Origin of the sequence: Stenotrophomonas maltophilia group sp. msm4, from assembly GCF_032025605.1 — a bacterium.
GTDB classification, from domain to species: Bacteria; Pseudomonadota; Gammaproteobacteria; order Xanthomonadales; family Xanthomonadaceae; genus Stenotrophomonas; species Stenotrophomonas sepilia.
Genome location: NZ_JAVSKK010000004.1, coordinates 446,463 through 468,170, shown reverse-complemented (window position 1 = coordinate 468,170; position 21,708 = coordinate 446,463). Strand labels below are relative to the sequence as shown.

13 protein-coding genes and 1 pseudogene are annotated in these 21,708 nt (G+C 67.2%); 8 read left to right on the top strand and 6 right to left on the bottom strand.

Translation table 11 applies throughout. The features are described from left to right. Positions 1-43: 43 nt before the first annotated feature. Positions 44-1,153: a ribosome small subunit-dependent GTPase A gene (rsgA, locus tag ROV93_RS20365; protein WP_072167609.1), complete on the top strand. Its 1,110-nt coding sequence runs from the start codon at positions 44-46 to the stop codon at positions 1,151-1,153. A 123-nt stretch (positions 1,154-1,276) separates the two neighbouring features. After that, a complete protein-coding gene (locus tag ROV93_RS20360) occupies positions 1,277-2,530 on the top strand; it encodes a flavohemoglobin expression-modulating QEGLA motif protein (RefSeq protein WP_072167608.1) in 1,254 nt (417 codons plus the stop codon). A 447-nt stretch (positions 2,531-2,977) separates the two neighbouring features. Here the strand turns inward: ROV93_RS20360 and ROV93_RS20355 are convergent, their stop codons facing one another. From ROV93_RS20355 to ROV93_RS20340, 4 genes are all read right to left on the bottom strand, one after another. Further along, on the bottom strand, positions 2,978-5,272 hold the full coding sequence (locus ROV93_RS20355) for a TonB-dependent receptor (protein WP_072167607.1): 2,295 nt from the start codon (positions 5,270-5,272) through the stop codon (positions 2,978-2,980). Positions 5,273-5,474: 202 nt separating this feature from the next. After that, positions 5,475-6,215: an acetoacetyl-CoA reductase gene (gene phbB / locus ROV93_RS20350; RefSeq protein WP_005419193.1), complete on the bottom strand. Its 741-nt coding sequence runs from the start codon at positions 6,213-6,215 to the stop codon at positions 5,475-5,477. Positions 6,216-6,239: 24 nt separating this feature from the next. Further along, positions 6,240-7,568 carry a CitMHS family transporter gene (locus ROV93_RS20345; protein ID WP_005419191.1) on the bottom strand — a complete coding sequence of 443 codons (1,329 nt, stop codon included), beginning with the start codon at positions 7,566-7,568 and terminating at the stop codon, positions 6,240-6,242. A 75-nt stretch (positions 7,569-7,643) separates the two neighbouring features. After that, positions 7,644-8,783, bottom strand: a complete 1,140-nt coding sequence (locus ROV93_RS20340) for a porin (protein WP_072167606.1) — start codon at positions 8,781-8,783, stop codon at positions 7,644-7,646. A 242-nt stretch (positions 8,784-9,025) separates the two neighbouring features. Between ROV93_RS20340 and ROV93_RS20335 the strand changes: the two genes are divergently transcribed. Genes ROV93_RS20335 through ROV93_RS20320 form a run of 4 tightly spaced genes read left to right on the top strand, consistent with a single transcriptional unit; the run spans position 9,026 to position 12,830 of the window. Beyond that, a complete protein-coding gene (locus ROV93_RS20335) occupies positions 9,026-9,715 on the top strand; it encodes a response regulator transcription factor (protein ID WP_072167605.1) in 690 nt (229 codons plus the stop codon). After that, complete coding sequence (locus tag ROV93_RS20330) at positions 9,708-11,099, top strand: sensor histidine kinase (protein ID WP_072167687.1); 1,392 nt, start codon at positions 9,708-9,710, stop codon at positions 11,097-11,099. The genes ROV93_RS20335 and ROV93_RS20330 overlap by 8 nt, the downstream gene beginning before the upstream one ends. After that, a complete protein-coding gene (locus tag ROV93_RS20325) occupies positions 11,096-12,151 on the top strand; it encodes an ABC transporter substrate-binding protein (protein WP_111008233.1) in 1,056 nt (351 codons plus the stop codon). The genes ROV93_RS20330 and ROV93_RS20325 overlap by 4 nt, the downstream gene beginning before the upstream one ends. A 28-nt stretch (positions 12,152-12,179) precedes the next feature. After that, complete coding sequence (locus ROV93_RS20320) at positions 12,180-12,830, top strand: response regulator transcription factor (protein WP_065185360.1); 651 nt, start codon at positions 12,180-12,182, stop codon at positions 12,828-12,830. Positions 12,831-13,274: 444 nt separating this feature from the next. Here ROV93_RS20320 and ROV93_RS20315 read toward each other — a convergent pair. Together ROV93_RS20315 and ROV93_RS20310 are read right to left on the bottom strand one after the other, a co-directional pair. Next, a pseudogene (locus ROV93_RS20315) lies at positions 13,275-15,916 on the bottom strand (PAS-domain containing protein). 66 nt (positions 15,917-15,982) lie between these two features. Next, complete coding sequence (locus ROV93_RS20310) at positions 15,983-17,152, bottom strand: porin (RefSeq protein WP_072167603.1); 1,170 nt, start codon at positions 17,150-17,152, stop codon at positions 15,983-15,985. A gap of 332 nt (positions 17,153-17,484) precedes the next feature. On the opposite strand from ROV93_RS20310, the gene ROV93_RS20305 reads away from it, so the two are divergent. Together ROV93_RS20305 and ROV93_RS20300 are read left to right on the top strand one after the other, a co-directional pair. Next, the gene (locus ROV93_RS20305) at positions 17,485-18,828 is read left to right on the top strand and encodes a dicarboxylate/amino acid:cation symporter (protein ID WP_072167602.1); all 1,344 of its coding nucleotides are present in this window, start codon (positions 17,485-17,487) and stop codon (positions 18,826-18,828) included. Positions 18,829-19,058: 230 nt separating this feature from the next. Next, the gene (locus ROV93_RS20300) at positions 19,059-21,350 is read left to right on the top strand and encodes an NADP-dependent malic enzyme (RefSeq protein ID WP_005419150.1); all 2,292 of its coding nucleotides are present in this window, start codon (positions 19,059-19,061) and stop codon (positions 21,348-21,350) included. Positions 21,351-21,708: the final 358 nt, after the last annotated feature.

Sequence of the window (21,708 nt, the reverse complement as noted above, 5' to 3'; positions counted from 1 at the left end):
GGGCCTGCTATTGCTGGGCTGGCCGGGGGCCGTCACAGGTAGAATGGCGGCGATGACCCAGACCCCCGATTTCATCGCCCTGCAGACCATCGGCTGGCCTTGGCCGGGCCCGGCGCAGCAGGCCGACTGGCAGGCCGTGATGGCCGCACACCCGCAGGCCCGCCCGGCGCGGGTGATCGAGCAGCACCGGACCCATTACGTGGTGGCCGATGGCCCGGATGCGGCGATCAAGGCCGAGTCACTGCCGGAATGGCAGCGCCCGCGCTTTCCCAGCCACGAGCGGCCGGCCGTGGGCGACTGGGTGCTGCTGGACGGCATCCGCATCGTTGCGCTGCTGCCGCGTCGCACCGCGATCAAGCGTGGCGCCGCCGGTGAGCACTACCACCAGCAGGTGATCGCAGCGAACATCGATACGGTGTTCATCGTCTGTGGGCTGGATGCCGACTTCAATCCGCGCCGCATCGAGCGCTACCTGCTGCTGGTCGGTGGTGGCGGCGCCGAACCGGTGGTGGTGCTGACCAAGGCCGACCAGACCGAGTACAGCGAGGATGCGCTGGCAGTGCTGGAAGAGCTGGAGATGCAGGGCATCGCGCTGCATGCGATCAACGGCCTGGATGCCGACAGCGTGGCGGTGCTGCGGCCGTGGCTGGGCCCGGGGCGCACGGTGGTGCTGGTGGGCTCCTCCGGTGCCGGCAAATCCACGCTGACCAACACCCTGCTCGGCGAGCAGCGGATGAAGACCAACGCGGTCCGCGCCAACGATTCGCGCGGCCGCCACACCACCACCCATCGCGCGTTGATGCCGCTTCCGACCGGCGCCTGCCTGATCGACACCCCCGGCATGCGCGAGCTGAAACCGACCGGCGAAGAAACGCTGTCCGAAGGTGGCTTCGCCGATATCGAAGCGCTGGCCACGCAGTGCCGTTTCAACGACTGCAAGCATCAGCAGGAACCGGGCTGCGCTGTTCGTGCAGCGATCGACGCTGGCGAGATCGAAGAGAGCCGGCTGCTGAACTATTTCAAGCTGAAGGAAGAAGTGGCTGCCGCTGCCGCCAAGCTGGCGGTGCGCCAGGCCGAGACCGCGCAGGAACGTGGCGGCAAGAAGGGCAAAGGCCAGCAGTTCCGCCCGGCCGGAAAGCCACGCCGGCGCTGACAGTGCAGCCGAGCGTGGGCTCGGCTCTACAACGGTTGTATCCCGGGACACCTTGTAGCGCCCGAGCCAATGCTCGGGCGGCGGCGCACTGCGCCGGGCACGGCAGGGCGCTATAGTCCGCGCATGGAACCGACCGCGACGCTGGACCGTGAGGTGGCCCACCATGCAGCGCTCGATGCGCGCCTGGTCGAGGCCGTGGGAGGCATCCGCCTGCTGGGGCTGACCAGCTGGCCGGCCACGCTGCAGGCACCGTTCCTGGACAGCGTGGCACGTGGCCAGCCGGTGCTGCCGAAGGTGGATTACCCACGGCTGGACTTCAGCGAAGAACGTCGCGCGCTGGCTGTGATCGCCGCTGACTGCGATGACAGCCATCCGCTGGGCCACTACGTGCGGCAGTCGGCACAGAGCTGGGACCTGGCCGCGCAGCTGCTTGAGGGGCTGGGCACTGCCGCCGTCGATACCTGTTCGGTGCAGCTGTTCGGCGCGCCCGAGCAGCCGTTGCCAGGCAATGGCCCGAGCACGCGCGAAGCGGCGCGTCACTTCATCCAGATTGCTGCCGAACTCGATCACGAACTGCTGGCGCCGGAAGAGCAGGTGCCGGTCTCGGCCATTGCCCTGCAGCTGCAGCTGCAGAATGACCTGGATGCGTTCTTCGAATCGCGCATCATCCAGGTGCAGCTCGATCCAGAGCTGGTGTCCAAGGCCGCTGCCGGACCGACCCGCATCCGCCTGCGCACCAGTGCGCGCTTCAGTGCCTACGACCGCGCGCAGCTGTTCCACCACGAAGCGCTGGTGCATTCGCTGACCGCCTTGAATGGCCGCGAACAACCGGTGCTGCCCAGCCTGGCGTTGTCCTCGCCGCGGGTGACGGCCACCCAGGAAGGGCTGGCTACCTTCGCCGAACAGATCACCGGCAGCATCGACATCGAACGCCTGAAGCGAATCAGTCTGCGCACTGAAGCGATCGCGATGGCCCGCGAAGGCGCCGACTTCATCGAGGTGTTCCGCTACTTCTGCGATGCCGGGCAGAACGCCGAAGAGAGCTTTGCGTCGGCACAGCGCGTGTTCCGTGGGGTGCCGCCGAGTGGCGGCCTGGCCTTCACCAAGGACACGGTGTACCTGCGCGGCCTGGTGTCCGTGCATACCTTCTTCCGCCACATGCTGGCCGAGGACCGCCTGCAGGTCTGCCGCTGGTTGTTCGCCGGCAAGATGAGCCTGGCCGATGCGATCGCGTTCGCACCGTTGTTCGAGGCGGGGGTGCTGAAGCCACCGCGCTGGCTGCCGCATTGGGTGAGCCGGGCGAATGGGCTGGCCGGCATGCTGGCGTTTTCGCTGTTTGCCAACCGGATACGGATGGACCAGCTGGCGCCGGAATGAAATGCGTTGGCGGGATGATGCGCTGGCGCCTCGATTGATATCGCTGGGCGGCGGTGGCGCACCCTGGCCAGGACACGCCGTAAACCCATCCATGGGGGCTCGATCGGCGCATCCATGCGCCTCACGGTCCTGGCCAGGGTGCGCCACCGCCGCCAGACAGTTTCCCGCGCGGGCGGCAGCACATCACCGCGCCGAAGGGATTGCGCTTGAAAATCTTGAAAAGCAAAGAGCCGGGCAATGCCCGGCTCTTTGCTCTTGCTCTTCTTTGTCCTCCGCACCGTGGCGCGGGAAACCGTCGAGCAGGGTCGGATGGGCCGGCGCAGGACCGTTGGCGCCATGGATGGCGCCATCGAGCCCCCATGGATGGGTTTACGGCGTGTCCTGCGCCGGCCCATCCGGCCCTGCCCCGCAGCGGTAATCAAGACGCCGCGGGGCAACGCTTTCGATTTAGAACTCCGCCGCCACCGTCATGAACAGCTGCCGCGGTGCGCTCGCATGGATCGCATAGCGCGTGCCCTTCGGATCGGTCGGTGCGAACGAGCTCAGCTGGCCGGCGTAGCGCTTGTTGGTCAGGTTGGTCGCATTCAACGACACCCGAACGTTGCGCAGGCCCAGGCCCGGGCCGAAGTCGTAGCCTGCACCGGCGTCGAAGGTGGTCACGCCCGGCACCGACTGGTCGTTGGTGTAGGTGTAGTAGCGCTTGCCGGTGTACTTGGCACGCAGGCTGGCGAAGAAGCCATCGCGGTTCCAGCTGATCTCGCTGGAGGCCATGCGCTGCGGCGTATCCACCGTGATCTTGCCGGCCACCGGCACGATCGCGCCGCCCGAGGTGTAGTCATCCTCGTAGGTGGTCTTGTTCCAGGACAGCGCGTTGTACCACTGCAGGCCGTCGATCGGCTTGAGGATGAAGGTCAGTTCCGCGCCGTGGCTCTTTACCGAACCGACGTTGATGAAGCGCGTCACGCACTCCGGACGCGTGCCGACTTCGATGCTCGAGCACGGGTTCAGCGACAGCAGGCGGTTGTCGAATTTCACGTTGTAGGCGGCGATCGAGGCCTGGTACTTCTCGCCGAAGGTACGGAAGCCGGCTTCCAGGCTCTTGGACTTCTCCGGTTCCAGCCCGGCGCTGGCCGCGAACGATTCCGGCGACACCTGCAACGGGCCACCGCTGCCGCCACCGACAAAGGCGGCGATGTTCTCGGCGTACGAGGCGAACAGTTCATTGTTGGCGTTGAGCTTGAAACCCAGGCCCACCTGCGGCAGCACCGACTTCTTGGCGGTCAGCGTGCCCGAGGCGATGCTGGTTTCCACGCCCGGCTGGGCGGTGGCGCGCATGCGGGTGTTCGGGCTCTTGATGCCCACGTCCACGGTCAGGCGCTGGTCCAGGAAGCGCATGCGGTCCTGCACGTAGAACTGGCGCGTGCGGATGTCGAAATCCTGGTTGAACAGCAGGCGGTCCGGGTTCTTCAGGTACAGGTCGTCCAGGAACGGGCCGCTGATGTAGTAGAAGTTGCGCGACACGTTGTGGTCGTTCTGCTCGTACCACAGGCCCGCCTCCAGTTCGTGGATGCCCACCGTCCACGACAGCGCGGCTGTCACACCATCGCGGTTGATCGTGTAGTTGGTGCTGCGGATCGAAATCGGCAGCATCCTGTCGGTGCCCGGGTAGGACGGCTGGCCCGGTGCCCACCAGTGGCCCTGGCCACGGTTGTCGTGGTGGTAGGCCAGCAGCTTCAGGCGGCCCTGCTCGCCCAGGCGCAGGTCGGCATCGACCGAATAAAGGTTGTCGTCGCGCAGTGCACGGCTCTGGTAGTACGCATCGTCGATGCTGTTGACGCCGCCGCTGAACCTGCAGCGCGCCTTGTTGTAGGTGCCCGGCGCGCAGTACGCGGCGGCGACGGCGCGATCCCAGTCCGGCGCGTAGATGTTCCAGTCATAACCCAGGCCGCGGGCCAGCATGTCCTTGGACAGGTAGGCGTAGTTGGCCTGGCTGGCGCGCGAGGTCGCCACGAACGCACCGAAACGGTGGTCGCCGACATTCCACACGGCCTTGGCGTTGAACTGGCGGGTGGTCTGGTTCTGGTACGGCGCGGCCCACATGTCCTGGTCCTGGTGCACGCCGGACACATAGGCCGAGAAGCCGTTGAGGTCGCCGGTATCCACGCGCAGGTAGCCACGGCGCTGGTTGTTGTCGCCGACGGTGACGCTGGCACGGCCACCGAATTCAGTGGACGGGTCCATCGAGAAATACTGGATGGTGCCGCCCAGGTTGCTGGTCGAAGCCACGCCCAGCGAACCGATGCCCTGCGACAGCTCGGCACCGGCCAGGTTCTCGGCAATGATCGCGCGGGCAATGCTCAGGCCGTTGTAGTTGCCGTAGCTGTTGTCACCCAACGGGATGCCGTCCAGCGTATAGCCGAGGCGGCTCTTGTCGAAGCCGCGCAGGCTGATGGTCTGCGATTCTTCGTTCGCGCCGAAGGCATCGTTGGACTGCACCGACACGCCCGGGAGGCGGTCGAGGATTTTCTGGCCACTGGTGCCCGGCGGCAGCACCTGCTTGTCGACGGTGGTGATGCGCTGCACCTGGCGGGTCTCGCCCTGGCCGATCACGGAGACGGTATCCAGCGTCTGCGCGCTCAGCGCGGCATCGGTGCTGGCGCCGGTATCGGCGGCGGTGGCGGCATGGGCGCTGGCGGCGGAGAGCGCGATCGCCACGGCGATCGTCAGGTGTCGGGTCTGCATGGTGGTCCGTTGCATGGGGGGTGGTCACCGGCACGCGTGCGCGGTGCATGGCCACTATGCGAACGGAACATGAAACCTTCTTTACGAGAAACCAACGAGCGACGCAGGCCCCCGTGCGTGTCCTGCAACCCGATAGAAAAAGGGGCCGGATCCCCCTCGCGAACGAAGATTCACCGACCCCGCGCACTCCGTGGGGGAGGGCTCAACCCATGTACAGGCCACCGTTGACCGGATAGTCGGCACCGGTCACGTACGAGGCTTCATCCGAGGCCAGCCACGCGCACAGGCCGGCCACTTCCTCGGGCCGACCCAGCCGGCGCACCGGCACCGAGGCGGCCAGCCGATCCAGTACATCCGGCGGGAAGCTGCTGATCGCCTGGCTGGCGATGTAGCCTGGCGACAGCGTGTTGACGGTGACCCCGCGCGAGGCCACTTCGGCGGCCAGTGCACGGCTGAAACCGTGCATCGCGGCCTTGGCGGTGGCGTAGTTCACCTGGCCGATCTGGCCTTTGTGGGCGCTGACCGAACCGATGTTGATGATGCGGCCCCAGCCGCGCGTGGCCATGCCATCGACCACCTGCTTGGTCAGGTTGAACAGCGCATTGAGGTTGGAGGCGATCACCGCGTTCCAGTCTTCCACCGTCATCTGCCGGAAAAGAAGGTCGCGGCTGCCGCCGGAGTTGTTGACCAGCACGTCCACTTCACCGACTTCTGCACGGACCTTGGCGAACGCGGCGCTGGTCGAGGCCCAGTCGGTGGCGTTGCCTTCGGAGGCGATGAAGTCGAAGCCCTGTTCGCGCTGCTCGCGCAGCCAGTTGGCCTTGCGCGGCGAGTTGGGCGCGCAGCCGGCGACCACGGTGTGGCCGCTGCGGGCCAGGCTCTGGCAGATGGCAGTACCGACACTGCCCATTCCACTGGTGACGTAAGCGATTCGAAGCGTCATTGCAGAAGGCTCCTTGGCAAAGGGTCAGGCGGCGAGGGGATACAGGCCGAACAGCAGGCTGCCGATCATCAGCAGCATCGAAATGGCGATGGCCCACTTCAGGGTGAACTTCTGGTGGTCGGCGAATTCGACCTTGGCCAGGCCCACCAGCAGGTAGGTGGAGGGCACCAGCGGGCTGAGCAGGTGCACCGGCTGGCCGGCCAGCGAGGCGCGCGCCATTTCCACCGGGGTGATGCCGTAGTTGCCGGCGGCCTCGGACAGGATCGGCAGCACGCCGAAGTAGAACGCGTCGTTGGACATGAAGAAGGTGAACGGCATCGACGCCACGGCGGTGATCACCGCCAGGTACGGGCCCCACGACTCCGGAATCACCGCCAGGAAGCTGTGTGACATCGCCTCGACCATGCCGGTGTTGTTGAGGATGCCGGTGAAGATGCCCGCGGCGAAGATCAGCGACACCACCGACAGCACGTTGCCGGCGTGGTTGACCACGCGGCGGCGCTGTTCGGCCAGGTTCGGGTAGTTGATCACCAGGGCGATGGCGAAGCCGACCATGAACAGCACCGGCATCGGCAGCACGCCGATGATCAGCGCGGTCATTAGCGCCACGGTCAGGGCCAGGTTGACCCACAGCAGCTTCGGACGCTTGATGTCCTCGGCGTCTTCCACGGTCGGCAGCGGGTTGCTGTCATCGGACACGCTGTTGTCCATCCAGCTGCCGCCCTTGGGCAGGGTCACCACGCCAAGGCGACGGCGTTCCTTCAGGCCCAGGTACCAGGCCAGCAGCAGCACGCCGGCACAGGCGATCACCATCGACGGGATCAGCGGCACGAACACATCGGCCGGGTCCACGTGCAGCGCGGTGGCCGCGCGTGCGGTCGGGCCGCCCCACGGGGTCAGGTTCATCACGCCGCCGGCCAGGATGGTCACGCAGGTCATGTTCAGCGCGTTCATGCCGAGGCGCTGGTACAGCGGCAGCATCGCCGAGACGGTGATCATGTAGGTGGTCGAACCGTCGCCATCGAGCGAGATCAGCATCGCCAGCACCGCGGTGCCGAGCACGATCTTCATCGGATCGCCCTTGACGAAGCGCAGGATCACCCGTACCAGCGGATCGAATAGGCCGGCGTCGATCATCACCCCGAAGTAGAGGATGGCGAACATCAGCATCACGCCGGTCGGCGCGATCTTCTTGATGCCCTCCAGCATCATCTCGTCGATGCCGGCACCGAAGCCGCCGATCAGCGCGAACAGGATGGGGATGGTGATCAGGGCCACCAGCGGCGACAACCGCTTGCTCATGATCAAGTACATGAACGTAATGACCATGCCAAAGCCGAGGATGCTCAGCATCATCTGCGGACTCCTTGCGAAAACAGGATGTGGGGGAGTGGAAGGGGGCCGGGTGGTTTGCCCGGCACAGTTGGCTTAGAAGTCGTACTGCAGGCGGCCGGTGACCGCGCGCGTGCGGTCCACCGTGACCCCGGCCAGGCGGTCGCGATTGCGGCTTTCGATCACGTTGAGCATGAAGCGCAGGTTGTCGCGCAGGTACCAGTTGCCACCCAGCGTCCACGCTTCAGTGCTGCCACGGCGCAGGTCCGGCGCGCCATCGAGGTGCTGCGCGCCCCACATCTGGTCGTAACGCAGCGCCACTTCGAAGGCCCCAGCCTTGTGGCGGATGTCCTTGACCCGTGCGAAGCGGCCGGTCTTGCGGTCGTAGGCACGGCTTTCGCCGGTGACGAACCAGCTGAGCATGCCGTAGGCCGCCATCACGTCGCCGCGCTGGGCGCCGTCATCGAAGGTGGCGCCACTGAACTCGCCCTGCCACGACAGCGGGCCGCGCACCTGCGCGTATTCCAGCGACCACTTGTTGACGTCGGTATCGCGGCCGGCGGAGAAGTCGACCAGGGTCAGGCGGCTGTTGTCGGACAGGTGACCGGCCGGGCGCGGGCGGATACGCAGGCCGGGCACGCCGTTGGCCCCCGGGTTGTCGTAGGCCTCGCGGGCCAGCGACAGGCCCAGGTGCAGCACGTCACCGTCGCTGGGCGAGGGCGCCCAGGTGACGCGACCACCCGCCGCGCGGCCCTTCACCTGCCAGGCGTCGATGCTTTCCAGGCTGTAGATGCTGGCGGCCCAGGTGAAGTCACCCGGGTTGGCCTGCCAGGACGCACCCAGGCGATACAGCGGCGCCAGTGTGGTGCCGGCGTTGCCGCGCTCCAGAAGGCTGCCGTAGTTGGAACTGGTGCGGTCATCCAGCGAGAAGTACTGCTTGAATTGGCCCACGGTCAGCTTGCCGGCCTCGCCGAAGCTGCGTGCCAGGTACACGTCCTTGGCCTCGACGCGGTCGCCGGAGAAGTCGGCTTCCAGCTTGTAGTCGACCACGAAGAACTTGCCCGACACGTCCAGCCAGGCGCGGCGGACCTCGGTGTCGTCCTTGTTCGGGGTGCCGCGGTTGTCGTTGTCGAAGGTGGCGAAGTCCAGGTGCAGGCGGCCACCGAGAGTGGCGGTGACCGGGCGGTCGGCTTCGGCAGCGAAGGCCGGCGCCGACAGGGCAGCCAGCGCCATCATGGCGGCAGGACGCCGCCAGGCAAACGTGAATTCCACAAACCCTCCCAGGTGCGCGCCAGGCGCGCGGCAATCGTGGGCACCGGACGGTGCGCGGCCGCAGTCTGGGTCGGGCAAGCTGTCATCGTCCTGTCAGCGGTTTGTGCGGTGCAGCGAAAAGCCTGTCGTCGATCTCGCCGTGCCGTGCCCGGCAAGCGCGGCGGCGGCATGCGGTAGCATTCGGTTCCCCTCCCACCCGTGTGCCCATGCGCCTGCTGCTGGTCGAAGACAACCCGGATCTGGCCGATGCGATCATCCGCCGGATGCGCCGTAGCGGGCACGCTGTGGACTGGCAGGCTGATGGCCTGGCCGCCGCCAGCGTGCTGCGCTACCAGAGCTTCGACCTGGTGGTGCTGGACATCGGCCTGCCCAAGCTCGATGGCCTGCGCGTGCTGGCCGGCATGCGCGAGCGCGGTGACAGCACGCCGGTGCTGATGCTGACCGCGCGCGATGGCATCGAGGATCGCGTGCAGGCGCTGGATGTCGGTGCCGACGATTACCTGGGCAAGCCGTTCGATTTCCGCGAGTTCGAAGCGCGCTGCCGCGTGCTGCTGCGGCGTGCGCGTGGCCAGGCCAGCGAAGTGGTGCAGATCGGCGGCTTCCAGTTCGACAACGCTGCGCACCGGGTCAGCCTCGACGGCGAACCGATCGAACTGCCCAACCGCGAGTACCGCCTGCTGGAGATCCTGGTCGGGCGCCTCGGCCAAGTGGTCGGCAAGGATGAGATCGGCAACGGCCTGTTCGGTTTCGATGACGAAGCGGGCCCGAATGCCATCGAGTTGTATGTTGGCCGCCTGAGAAGGAAGCTGGCGGGCGCACCGCTGCGCATCACCACGGTGCGCGGTGTCGGCTATCTGCTGGAGGCCAGCGATACCCATGCCGACGCCGATGGCTGACGCGCGCGCTGCGACTGCGGCGCCGGGTTCGCTGCGGCGCACGCTGCTGCTCTATCTCGGCGTGCTGCTGGCGGTGTTCGCAGTGGCCCTGCTGTTCGCCGCGCGCGATTACGGCCAGCGCGCCGCCAATCGATCCTACGATCACCTGCTGGTGTCCTCGGCGCTGTCCATTGCCGATTCGGTGGCCCTGGTCGATGGGCAGTGGCAGGTCGATCTGCCGTATGCGGCGTTGGACCTGCTGGCGATGGCGCCCGAGGACCGCGTGTTCTATCGCGTGGCCGACAGCCGCGGCACCCTGATCACCGGCTACGGCGACCTGCCGGCACCGCCGCGCCGGCCCGGTACCCAGCCGCAGCTGTTCGATGCCACCTACAGCGGCGAGACCGTGCGCTTCGTGGTGGTCGGTCGCAGCTTCGCCGCTGCCTCGGCGCAGGGCGAGGTGCAGGTCCAGGTCGGCCAGACCCGGCGTGCGCGTGAAGCGGTCGCGCAGGACATGGTCAATCGCGCATTGCTCGCGATCGGCGTGCTGTCCGGGCTGCTGCTGGCACTGGTGGCGTTCGGCGTGCATCGCGCATTCCGGCCGCTGGTGCGGGTGGAGCGCGAGCTGTCGCGACGGGAGCCGTCCGACCTGAAGCCGCTGGATGCCCGCGTTCCGCGCGAGATGGACCAGATGGTGGCGGCGCTGAACCGCTTCATGGAACGCCTGTCCAGCAGCAACGAGACACTGCGCGCGTTCATGGCCGAGGCTGCGCACCAGATGCGCACGCCACTGGCTGCGTTGCGCGCACAGGCACAGCTGGCGCTGGATGATGACGATCCGGAGGACATGCGGCGCAGCCTGCAGGCGATCGAGCGCAACGCCACCCATATGAGCCGGCTGCTGAACCAGCTGCTCAGCGATGCCAGCGTGATCCATCGTTCGCATCTGCAGCGCTTTGCAGCGGTGGACCTGGCCGAGACCGTGCACCAGGCCTTGCATGAAGCGCTGCCGCAGGCCGGTCCGGCGCCGCGCGTGCAGTTGGCGATGACCGCCGAACCGGCACTGGTGCACGGCGATGCGCTGCTGCTGCGCGAGGCGATCAAGAACCTGGTCGACAACGCACTGAAGTACGGCGGTGACGGCGACTTGCAGATTGCCCTTACCGTGGAAGGCGAGCAGGCCGTGCTGACCATCGCCGACCACGGCGCAGGCATCGCCCCGGCCGATGCCGAGCGCGTATTCGAGCGTTTCGCCCGTGGCGAAGGCGCGCCCTCAGGTGGTGCGGGGCTGGGCCTGGCCATCGTCAAGCGCGTGGTCGACAGCCATGGCGGCCGCATTGACCTCAGCAACCGCCCGCAGGGCGGGCTGGTCGCCACCATCCGCCTGCCCCGGAGCAGTCCATGATCCGCTTGTTCGCGACGGCCGTTGCCCTGCTGCTGGCCCTGCCGGTGTTGGCTGCGCCCGGCGATGTGCGCCGTTTTCCCGCACAGGGAGCGGCCACCGCTCAGCTGCGCATCCACGGCACCACCGACATCGAAGTGTTCGCGGTGGTCATCGCCGACTACCAGCGCCTTCACCCCGGCACCGAAGTGGTGTACGAGGACATCATCACCCAGGACCTGTACGCGCGTTACCTGCACGACCGTGGCGGGCCGGCATCACCGGACCTGCTGATCTCCAGCGGCATGGACCTGCAGACCAAGCTGGTCAACGATGGCCATGCGCTGCCGCACCGCTCGGCGCAGACCGCGGCGCTGCCGGCGTGGGCGCAATGGCGCAACGAGGCATTCGGCATCAGCTACGAGCCGGTGGTGATGGTCTACAACACCCGCGCACTGCCGGCGGCGAAGGTGCCGCACACGCGCCGCCAGCTGCTCGACCGGCTGCGTGCTGAAGGTGCACCGCTGCGCGGCAAGGTCGGCACCTATGACATCGAGCGCAGCAGTGTCGGCTACCTGCTGGCGACCCAGGACGCGCAGCGCGGCAGCATTGCCGGCGCGCTGCTGGGCGCGCTCGGCGACAACGACGTGGTGCGCGAGGAGCGTACTGGCGTGCTGCTGGACCAGGTGGCCAGTGGCCAGCTGTCGCTGGTCTACAACGTGCTCGGCTCCTACGCGCAGGCACGTGTCGATGCCGGCGCGCCACTGGCCATCATCGAGCCCGAGGACTACACGCTGGTGGTGCTGCGCACCGCAGTCATCCCGCGCACCGGCCCACACCCGGAAGAAGCGCGGCGCTTCCTCGATTACCTGCTGTCGCCGCGTGGCCAGCAGGTGCTGTCGCGCGAAGCGCGGCTGATGCCGATCGTGACCGGCAACGCACGCGGCGATGATGCGCCGGGCCGCAGCCGCCGTCCGATCCAGCTCGGCCCGGGCCTGCTGGTGTACCTGGACGCGCTCAAGCGTCGCCAGTTCCTCGATGCCTGGCGCAGCAGCGTCGAGCCGGCCGGGCGCTGAGGCGGCGACCTGCCCGTACAATGGCGGTATGAGCGAATACACCATCCTGATCGCCGATGACCACCCGCTGCTGCGTTCGGCGGTGGTGCAGTCCTTGCGGCAGAGCCTGCCGTTGGCACAGGTGCGCGAGGTTGCGAGCGCCGAGGCATTGGCCGAGACGCTCGACGCGCAGCCGGACGTGGACCTGGTGCTGCTCGACCTGACCATGCCTGGCGCGCACGGCTTTTCCGCGCTGCTGCACGTGCGTGGCTCGCATCCCGACATTCCGGTGGTGATCCTCTCGTCCAACGACCACCCGCGGGTGATCCGCCGTGCCCAGCAGTTCGGCGCGGCCGGTTTCATCCCGAAGTCGGCCCCGGCCGAGACCATCGGCGAGGCCGTGCAGGCGGTGCTCGACGGCGGCCTGTGGTTCCCGGCAATGGCCGCCGAGCGCTCGGAGGCCGATGCGCTGCTGGCCAGCCGCCTGGCCCAGCTGACCCCGCAGCAGTTCCGCGTGCTGCTCTGCCTGGCCGATGGCCTGCTCAACAAGCAGATCGCCTACACGCTGGGGCTGGCTGAGAACACGGTGAAGGTGCATGTCACCGCCATCCTGAAAAAACTCGAGTGCCATAGCCGCACCCAGGCCGCGGTGCTGGTGAAGGCGCTGGAGCCTGAAGGCGACGCCGGCATCGGGCTGTAATTTCCAGCCAACGGCACAGCCCCTCGTGGGTGGACACGTAGAGCAGTTCATGGGAGAGGCTGGGCAGGTTCCGGGCGCGTCCACCCACGGAAGAGAAAAGAGGATCAAAAGCAAAGGCAGCCTGGCAGGCCGCTTTTTGTAGAGCCGAGCCCACGCTCGGCTGCTTTGCGGCCGGTCCGCGAAGCCGAGCATGGGCTCGGCTCTACACAAGCAAGCGCAGCGCGCGACTCGCTTTTGATCTTATTTTCTTCTCCGAGGGTGGACGCGCACGGCACGTGTCCGTGGCCGGGTAGATGGGCTGCACAGGGGCGTGAGCCGCATGGATGCGGCGACCGAGCTTACAGGGACGTACTTGCAGCGCCCCCTGTGCAGCCCATCTACCCGGCCCCACCGATGAACTGCTTTGCGCGTCCACCCACGAGGGGCTGCGCCGTTGGCTGGAAACTACCCGCGATGCCGGATCAACAACTGACTCATCAGCGCCCGCAGCGCCGGCGGCTTCACCGGCTTGGCCATCATTCCCCAGCCGCGCTCGGCGGCCATCTCACGCAATCCCGCATCGCGCTCTGCAGTGACCAGCACCACCGGTGGGCGTGCCTGCCACAACTCCGCCAGCGTCTCGTACAGCACCGGCCCGTGGTGATCGCCCATGCGCACATCCAGCAGCACCAGCTCCGGAACCGTCTCGGCACTGGCCAACTGCAGCGCCGCCTGTGGCCCATCGGCCAGCGCCACCTCGCAGCCCCAGCGCTCCAGCAGCGCACGGCTGGCCGCACACACGTGCGGATCGTCGTCGATCACCCACACCCGACGCCCACGCAGCGGGTTGTCCGCGCCCGGTTCCTGCGCCAGTACCGGCGCAGGCGCGGTGGCCGGAATCGCGCTGGCTTCGCCGAACGGTACGCCTACCGCGAACACGCTGCCCCGGCCCAGCTGCGAGCGCAGCCGGATCGGATGGCCGAGGAGGCGGCCGATGCGGTCGACAATGGCCAGGCCAAGGCCGGCGCCGCGCTGCTGGCCGTCGTGCAGGCGACGGAACTCCTCGAAGATCTCGCCCTGCAACGCATCGGGAATACCCGGGCCCTGGTCGTGCACTTCGATCCACAGCAGTCCTTCACGGCGGCGGCAGCCAAGCAGCACGCGACCGCGTTCGCTGTAGCGCAGCGCGTTGGACAGGAAGTTCTGCAGGATGCGGCGCAGCAGCGCTTCATCGCTGACCACCACGGCATGGCTATCGACCCAGTCCACCACCAGCCCGCGTGACTGCGCGGCGATGCCGAACTCGCGCGCCAGTGTCTGCAGCAGGGGGCCCAGCCGGAACGCCTGTACGCGGGTGGGCAGGCTGCCTGATTCCAGCCGCGCGATATCCAGCAGGCTGTTGAGGATCGCGTCCTGCGCCGCCAGCGCGGCATCGATATGATCGGCAGTCTGCTGCTGCACCGGGTCGCCCAGCTTGCCGCGCAGCACTGAGACGAACATGCGCGCAGCGTTGAGCGGCTGCAGCAGGTCGTGCACTGCCGAGGCGACGAAGCGGGTCTTGTAGCGGTTGGCCTGCTCGGCCTCGCGCCGCGCCTCGTCCAGGTCACGGGTGCGCTCGGCGATGCGGTGTTCCAGCGCATCGGCCAGCGAGCGCAGTTCGCGCGCCGCATTCTTGTAGCTGGTGATGTCGGCGTAGCTGGTGACGAAGCCGCCATCAGGCAGGGGATTGCCGCGGATCTCCAGCACCGTGCCGTCGTCCTTTTCGCTCTCGCGCATGTGCGGGCGGCCACTGCGCAGGTGGTTCAGGCGGCGCTCGATGGCCTCGTCCACCGGGCCGGGACCGAGCAGGCCACGACGGGCATTGAAACGGAACAGTTCCTCGATCGGCCGGCCGACGCGCACCAGGTCTGCCGGGAACCGGAACAGTTCCAGATAGCGCGAATTCACGCGACCAGGCGCAGGTCGCGGTCGATCACCACAACACCCTGCGGCAGGTGTTCGAGGCTGCGGCTGAGACCACTGTCGGCGTCGGTGGCGGCCTGCAGCAGGCCATCCTGTGCGGTGCGCAGCTCCTGTGCGTGCTGCTTGAGCAGGGTTTCCAGTTCGCGGCGGCTGCGCAGGCGATGCTTGGCCAGGCGCCTGCGTTGCTGCACGAACAGCACCAGGAAGCCCAAGGCCAGCCACGCGGCACCGCCGGTCAGGGCGGCCGCGCGACCTGCTGCAGTAGCGGCGCCGGCGTCGTGCAGCAGGTGCAGGTTCCAGCCCTCGGCGGGCAGCGCCAGGCTTTGCCACAGCCTCGGCTGCGGCAGCGCAGGATCCAGCAGCCGCACCATGCGGCCGCCATCGGACAGCACGTCTTCGGTACGTGCACGCAAGGGCTGCAGGGCACGGTCGGCGTACTGACGTGCATCGAGCATTTCGCGGCGCTCACCGGCACGCAGCGGACGCAGCAGCCGGTAGCGCCAGCTGTCCCGGTTGGACAGGAATACGACGTCATGGTCGTCGCTGGCCAGCACCACGTCCGGGCTGCTCAACCATTCCTGTTCCAGCGCGGACAGCTCGACCTTGATCACCACCACGCCGAGCCGCTTGCCGTCAGCCTCGATGGCCTGCGAAAGGTAATAGCCGGGCACGCCGGTGGTCATGCCGATGCCGTAGAAGCGGCCACGGCCCTGCGCCAGCGCCTGGCGGTAGTAGGGGCGGTAGCTGTAGTTCTCGCCGACGTTGCTGGTCGGTTGGTCCCAGTTGCTGGCCGCCACCGCCACACCATCGTGGCCGACCAGGGTCAGGGTCGAGGCCCGGGTGACTTCATTGGCACGTTGCAGCTTGAGGTTCAGTCGCTGACGTTCGCCGGGCGAGGGCGGCACACGCAGTGCGTGCAGCAGATCCGGATCCAGCGCCATGACCTGCGGCAAGGTGCCGAAGCGGTCGATGCGCTGTTGCAGGCCCTGGCCATACAGCTGCAGCTGGCGTTGCACCTGGCTGCTTTCGTCGCCGAGCGCGCGCCGCCAGGCGTAATGGCCAGCGGCGACCGCGCACAGCACGGTGCCACCGACCATCACCAGGATGGTCAGCAACAGCATCCGGTGGCGGCTGAGCCAATACATGGCGGCAGTCTACGCAGGGCCGGCGGGCGCGGCGTGCACGCCCGCCGGGGTCTGACGTGGAAGGGGTCAGAAGTGCATCTGCGCGCGCAGTTCGAAGATCTCCGGCGTGCTGTGCACGCCACGACGGCTGGCGTCGACCTTCACGTAGTTGGCCTGGAACTTGAAGTGGCTGGTCAGGTACCAGTTCGCACCCAACGTCAGGTCGTGCTGGCGGCCACCCAGGATGTCACCATCGTCGAGGTCCAGGCGGCTGTAACGCGCCACCAGTTCGACCGCACCGTAGTTGTGCGCCGGCTTGATGTTGGCCACCGCGCCGGCGTTGTACGGCCGCGATTCGCCGGTCAGCACCCAGCTGGCCATCGCGTACTGGCCGCTGCCGGTGAAGTCGGGCTTGCCGTCATGGCGGGTGACCGTGGCGCGCAGCGCTTCGGCCTGCAGCGAGAACGGGCCGCGGATCCAGATGCCTTCCAGGCCGGTGCGGCGGATCTGGTCGGCGGTGACCAGCGCGCCGGAATCGACGTAGCGGATGTCGGTCAGGCCGGCTTCCGGGCGCGCGCGCAGGCGGGCGCTGGCCTCGTGGTGCACGTCGCGGCCGTCGCTGTAGCCGCGTGGGTTCTCCTGCGAGTAGGCCAGGCCCAGGTGGATAACGTCACCCGGTGCCTTCACCGGCGTCCACACCGCCCGCACCGCCTGGGTGGTTCCGGGGTTGTCGCCCTGCAGGTCCTTGCCGCCATAGGCGCCTGCCTGCAGCAGGTACTGCGGGCGCTCCAGCACCCATTCCACACCGGTACGGCGGCCTTCGTAGAAGGCCTGCACCGGCAGCGAGGTTTCCAGGAAGCTGCCGGCACGCGAAGAGGTGTTCGCATCTAGGCCGACCGGGGTCTTCATGTAGCCGAAGCGGAAGCGGCCGACGTCACGGCCGAAGAAGGCCTTGCTCTCGAAGCGCACGAACACGTCCAGCCAGGTATCGGCCTGGAAGTCGTAGTAGACCATCGCGTCGTACACGCCCTTCTTCTTCAGCGTCGCACCGAATTCCTTGCGCCGCACAGCGTCGTCGTCCTCGAGGCCGCTGGCCGAGGAGAAGTCGTTGTAGTCGTAGGCGATGTTGGCGGTGGCCGCCAGCTCGGTGCCATCGCCGAAGGTGTACTTGGTCGGCCAGTTGTCGAAATCGGCGGCCGAGGCGAAGGCGGGAAGGGCGGCCAGCGACAGGGCCAGCAAGGTGGGATTCGGGCGCATGTTGGGTGCGGCTCTCTCAGATTGCGTGTGGACAGGACATCAACGGCCGCAGGGGCCGAAACTTTCGCAGGGACATGCCCAGCCGTTCAGCCCGGGCCACCGGCCTTCCCGTTTCCGGGCGGTGCGGCGCCAGTGTAGGCACCTGTGCCACCTGAACCGGGGGGCTAGTACCAATAGGTTATCTGCGCCGGCGTGCCTGGCGCGTACAAAGGCGTCCATTGGTCGCACCCCCTGTGCGTGCAGTACAGGGCCTGCGATCAGTTTCCACGGTAACGGCTCCCGTGCAGTCCCGGGGCCGTACGTGCCTGAAAACGCCCCTTCCGGAGTCCGCCATGCACATCCCGACCGCAGCACCGGTGCCTGCAAAGCCGTTGCCGATCTATCGCCAGCTGTACTTCCAGGTGATCGTGGCGATCGTCCTGGGTGCCATCCTCGGCCACTACGAACCGCTGGTCGGCGAGAAGATGAAGCCGCTCGGCGATGCCTTCATCAACCTGGTGAAGATGATCATCGCGCCGGTGATCTTCCTCACCATCGTCACCGGCATCGCCAGCATGACCCACCTGCGCACGGTGGGCCGGGTGTTCGCCAAGGCGATGGCGTACTTCCTGTTCTTCTCCACGCTGGCGCTGATTGTCGGCATGATTGTGGCGCACGTGGTGCAGCCCGGCGCGGGCATGAACATCAACCCGGCCGAGCTGGACCAGACCGCAGTGCACAGCTACGTCGAGAAGTCGCATGACCTGACCCTGGTCGGCTTCCTGATGGACATCATCCCGAAGACGCTGCTCAGCGCTTTTGTCGATGGCAACATCCTGCAGGTGCTGTTCGTGGCCGTGCTGTTCGGCATCGCGCTGGCGATGGTGGGCGAGAAGGGCAAGCCGGTGCTGAACTTCCTGGAGGCGCTGGTCGCCCCGGTGTTCAAGCTGGTGCACATCCTGATGAAGGCCGCCCCGATCGGTGCCTTCGGTGCGATCGCCTTCACCATCGGCAAGTACGGCGTCGGCTCGCTGATCAACCTGGCCTGGCTGGTGGGCTCGTTCTACCTCACCGCGTTCCTGTTCGTGGCGGTGATCCTCGGTGTGGTCTGCCGCCTGTGCGGGTTCTCGGTGTTCAAGCTGGCGCGCTACCTGAAGGCCGAACTGCTGCTGGTGCTCGGCACCTCCTCGTCGGAGTCGGCGCTGCCGTCGCTGATGGAGAAGATGGAACGCGCCGGCTGCAGCAAGTCGGTGGTGGGCCTGGTGGTCCCGACCGGCTACTCGTTCAACCTGGACGGCACCAACATCTACATGACCCTGGCGGCACTGTTCATCGCCCAGGCCACCAACACCGAACTGACCCTGGGCCACCAGATCGCCCTGCTGCTGGTCGCCATGCTCAGCTCCAAGGGCGCGGCCGGTGTCACCGGCGCCGGTTTCATCACCCTGGCCGCCACCCTGGCCGTGGTGCCGGAGGTACCGGTGGCTGGCATGGCGCTGATCCTGGGCGTGGACCGGTTCATGAGCGAATGCCGCTCGCTGACCAATTTCATCGGCAATGCGGTGGCCACCGTGGTGGTCTCGCGCTGGGAAGGCGCGCTGGACCGCAACCGCCTGCAGCTGGCGCTGGATGGCCGCGAGAGCGAACTGCCGCCGCCGGTCGATGCGCTGCCCGAGGCGCTGCCGGCCAAGGGCTGATCCAGGTGTGTGGTACCGCGGGGCCGATCACGTCAGTGGTACGGCCCCGCGGCGTTTCAGGGCGTCCCATGGCTGTCATGGGCAGCGCCGAAGCTGGTATCGCGGTACCGTCGCATACGGCACGGAATTGTGCGGTCGCAGCATGCTTGCGACAGGATTGCGACAGGTCCGGACGCTCCAACGGGGGTATCATCCCCTGTCCCTTCTGCCCATTCATGTAACCCACATCGATGTCCAACGAAGATTTCAAACAGGCCGCCCTCGATTACCACCGGATGTCCCCGCCGGGAAAGATCAAGGTTTCCGCTACCAAGCCCATGCTGACCCAGCGCGACCTGTCGCTGGCGTATTCGCCGGGCGTGGCGTACGCCTGTGAAGCGATCAAGGCCGACCCGCAGCAGGCCAGCGAGCTGACCGCCCGCGGCAACCTGGTGGCGGTGATCTCCAACGGCACCGCGGTGCTGGGCCTGGGCAACATCGGCGCGCTGGCCGGCAAGCCGGTGATGGAAGGCAAGGGCGTGCTGTTCCAGAAGTTCGCCGGCATCGATGTGTTCGACATCGAAGTGGATGAGACCGACCCGGACAAGCTGGTCGACATCATCGCCTCGCTGGAACCGACCTTCGGCGGCATCAACCTGGAGGACATCAAGGCGCCGGAATGCTTCGTGGTCGAGCGCAAGCTGCGCGAGCGCATGAAGATCCCGGTATTCCATGACGACCAGCACGGCACGGCGATCATCGTCGGCGCGGCCGTGCTCAACGCGATGGCGATCACCGGCAAGAAGATCGAGGAAGTGAAGCTGGCGACCACGGGCATGGGCGCGGCCGGCATTTCCTGCGTGAACATGCTGGTGCAGCTGGGCCTGAAGCCGGAGAACATCCTGGCCTTCGATCGCGAGGGCGTGATCCACACCGGTCGTACCGACCTGGACCCGGAAAAGCAGCGCTATGCGCGCGACACCGACAAGCGCACCCTGGCCGAGATCGTCGACGGCGCGGACATTTTCCTGGGCCTGTCGGCACCGGGCATCCTGACCGCCGACATGGTCAAGACCATGGCGCCGGATCCGGTGATCTTCGCGCTGGCCAACCCGACCCCGGAAATCATGCCGGAGGTGGCGCGCGCTGCGCGTCCGGACGCGATCATCGGCACCGGCCGTTCGGACTACCCGAACCAGGTCAACAACGTGCTGTGCTTCCCCTACCTGTTCCGTGGTGCGCTGGACGTGGGCGCCACCGCGATCAACGAGGAAATGAAGATCGCCTGCGTGCGCGCCATCGCTGCACTGGCACGCCGTGCAGCCACCGACATGGGCTCGGCCTACGGCGGCGAGACCCCGAGCTTCGGCCGTGAATACCTGATCCCGCGCCCGTTCGACCGCCGCCTGCTGGTGGAACTGTCGGCCGCCGTGGCCCAGGCCGCGATGGATTCGGGCGTGGCCTCGCGCCCGATCGAGGACATGGGCGCCTACCGCGACAAGCTGGCCCAGTTCGTCTACCGCACCAGCCTGATGATGAAGCCGGTGTACGACCGCGCGCGCAGCGACAAGCAGCGCGTGGTGTACGCCGAGGGCGAAGAGGAAGTGGTGCTGCAGGCAGTGCAGAACGTGGTCGATGACGGCCTGGCGCATCCGATCCTGATCGGTCGCCCGGAAGTGATCGAGTCGCGCATCGAGCGCCTCGGCCTGCGCCTGAAGATCGGCGAGAACGTTGAAGTCACCAACATCAACGACGACCCGCGCTTCAACGAATACTGGCAGTACTACCACGGCCTGACCGGCCGTCGCGGCGTGACCGTGGCCGCGGCGAAGAACCTGATGCGTTCGCGCCCGACCCTGATCGCAGCGGTGATGGTCGCCCGTGGCGAAGCCGATGCGATGCTGACCGGCATCGTCGGCCGCTTCCACAAGAAGCTGGGCTACGTGCGCAGCGTGCTGCCGCTGGAGCCGAAGGTCACCTCGACCTCGGCGATGACCGGCGTGATCAACCAGCAGGGCGTGTTCTTCTTCGTCGATACCCACGTGCAGGAAGACCCGACCGCCGAGCAGCTGTGCGAGGCGACCCTGCAGGCGGCCTATCGCATGAAGCTGTTCGGCATCGAGCCGAAGGTGGCGCTGCTGTCACACTCCAACTTCGGCAGCCATGATTCGAAGGATGCGCTGAAGATGCGCCAGGTGCGCGAGCTGCTGCTCAAGCGCAACCCGCGCCTGAACGTGGATGGCGAAATGCAGGGCGACACCGCATGGGATGAAGCGCTGCGCCAGAAGCTGCTGCCGGGCTCGACCCTGCAGGGCCGCGCCAACCTGTTCGTGCTGCCGAACCTGGAAGCGGCCAACATCGCCTACAACCTGGTGCGCGTGTTCACCGACGGCGTGGCGATCGGTCCGATCCTGATGGGCGTGAACAAGCCGGTGCACATCCTGACCACCAGCGCGACCTCGCGCCGGATCCTGAACATGACCGCCATTGCGGCGGTCGATGCGCAGATCAGGAAGCAGCTGGAAGCGGAAAAGAAGGCATAAGCCTTCTTTCCAGCGACAGCTGCGGAAACGCGCCCCACGGGGCGCGTTTTTGTTTCCGCGCAGCGGAAACGGGTAGTGCCGGCCGCTGGCCGGCAACCTCAATCATGTCCAGATACACGACGACAGCCGGCCAGCGGCCGGTTCTACCCCGGGCTGTGCCACACGCAATACGCAACCCGGTCATTTCCCTGCAACGCCGCTGCGGCCCAATACGCCCACGCGGCCCGGCCGTGGGAAGGGACCGGACCGGCCTTCCCACCCTGGGCCCGACCAACTTCCCATCGGCGAGGGTGTCATGCGCAATCGAGTGACGCGGCGGTACTTCCAGCAGCTGTTCGCGCTGTACGCCGGTTTCGTG

Excerpts from the sequence above, each read along its gene's own strand:
- rsgA (WP_072167609.1), top strand. The coding sequence starts at position 44 with ATGGCGGCGATGACCCAGACCCCCGATTTCATCGCCCTGCAGACCATC.
- ROV93_RS20360 (WP_072167608.1), top strand. The coding sequence starts at position 1,277 with ATGGAACCGACCGCGACGCTGGACCGTGAGGTGGCCCACCATGCAGCG.
- ROV93_RS20355 (WP_072167607.1), bottom strand. The coding sequence starts at position 5,272 with ATGCAGACCCGACACCTGACGATCGCCGTGGCGATCGCGCTCTCCGCC.
- phbB (WP_005419193.1), bottom strand. The coding sequence starts at position 6,215 with ATGACGCTTCGAATCGCTTACGTCACCAGTGGAATGGGCAGTGTCGGT.
- ROV93_RS20345 (WP_005419191.1), bottom strand. The coding sequence starts at position 7,568 with ATGCTGAGCATCCTCGGCTTTGGCATGGTCATTACGTTCATGTACTTG.
- ROV93_RS20340 (WP_072167606.1), bottom strand. The coding sequence starts at position 8,783 with ATGATGGCGCTGGCTGCCCTGTCGGCGCCGGCCTTCGCTGCCGAAGCC.
- ROV93_RS20335 (WP_072167605.1), top strand. The coding sequence starts at position 9,026 with ATGCGCCTGCTGCTGGTCGAAGACAACCCGGATCTGGCCGATGCGATC.
- ROV93_RS20330 (WP_072167687.1), top strand. The coding sequence starts at position 9,708 with ATGGCTGACGCGCGCGCTGCGACTGCGGCGCCGGGTTCGCTGCGGCGC.
- ROV93_RS20325 (WP_111008233.1), top strand. The coding sequence starts at position 11,096 with ATGATCCGCTTGTTCGCGACGGCCGTTGCCCTGCTGCTGGCCCTGCCG.
- ROV93_RS20320 (WP_065185360.1), top strand. The coding sequence starts at position 12,180 with ATGAGCGAATACACCATCCTGATCGCCGATGACCACCCGCTGCTGCGT.
- ROV93_RS20310 (WP_072167603.1), bottom strand. The coding sequence starts at position 17,152 with ATGCGCCCGAATCCCACCTTGCTGGCCCTGTCGCTGGCCGCCCTTCCC.
- ROV93_RS20305 (WP_072167602.1), top strand. The coding sequence starts at position 17,485 with ATGCACATCCCGACCGCAGCACCGGTGCCTGCAAAGCCGTTGCCGATC.
- ROV93_RS20300 (WP_005419150.1), top strand. The coding sequence starts at position 19,059 with ATGTCCAACGAAGATTTCAAACAGGCCGCCCTCGATTACCACCGGATG.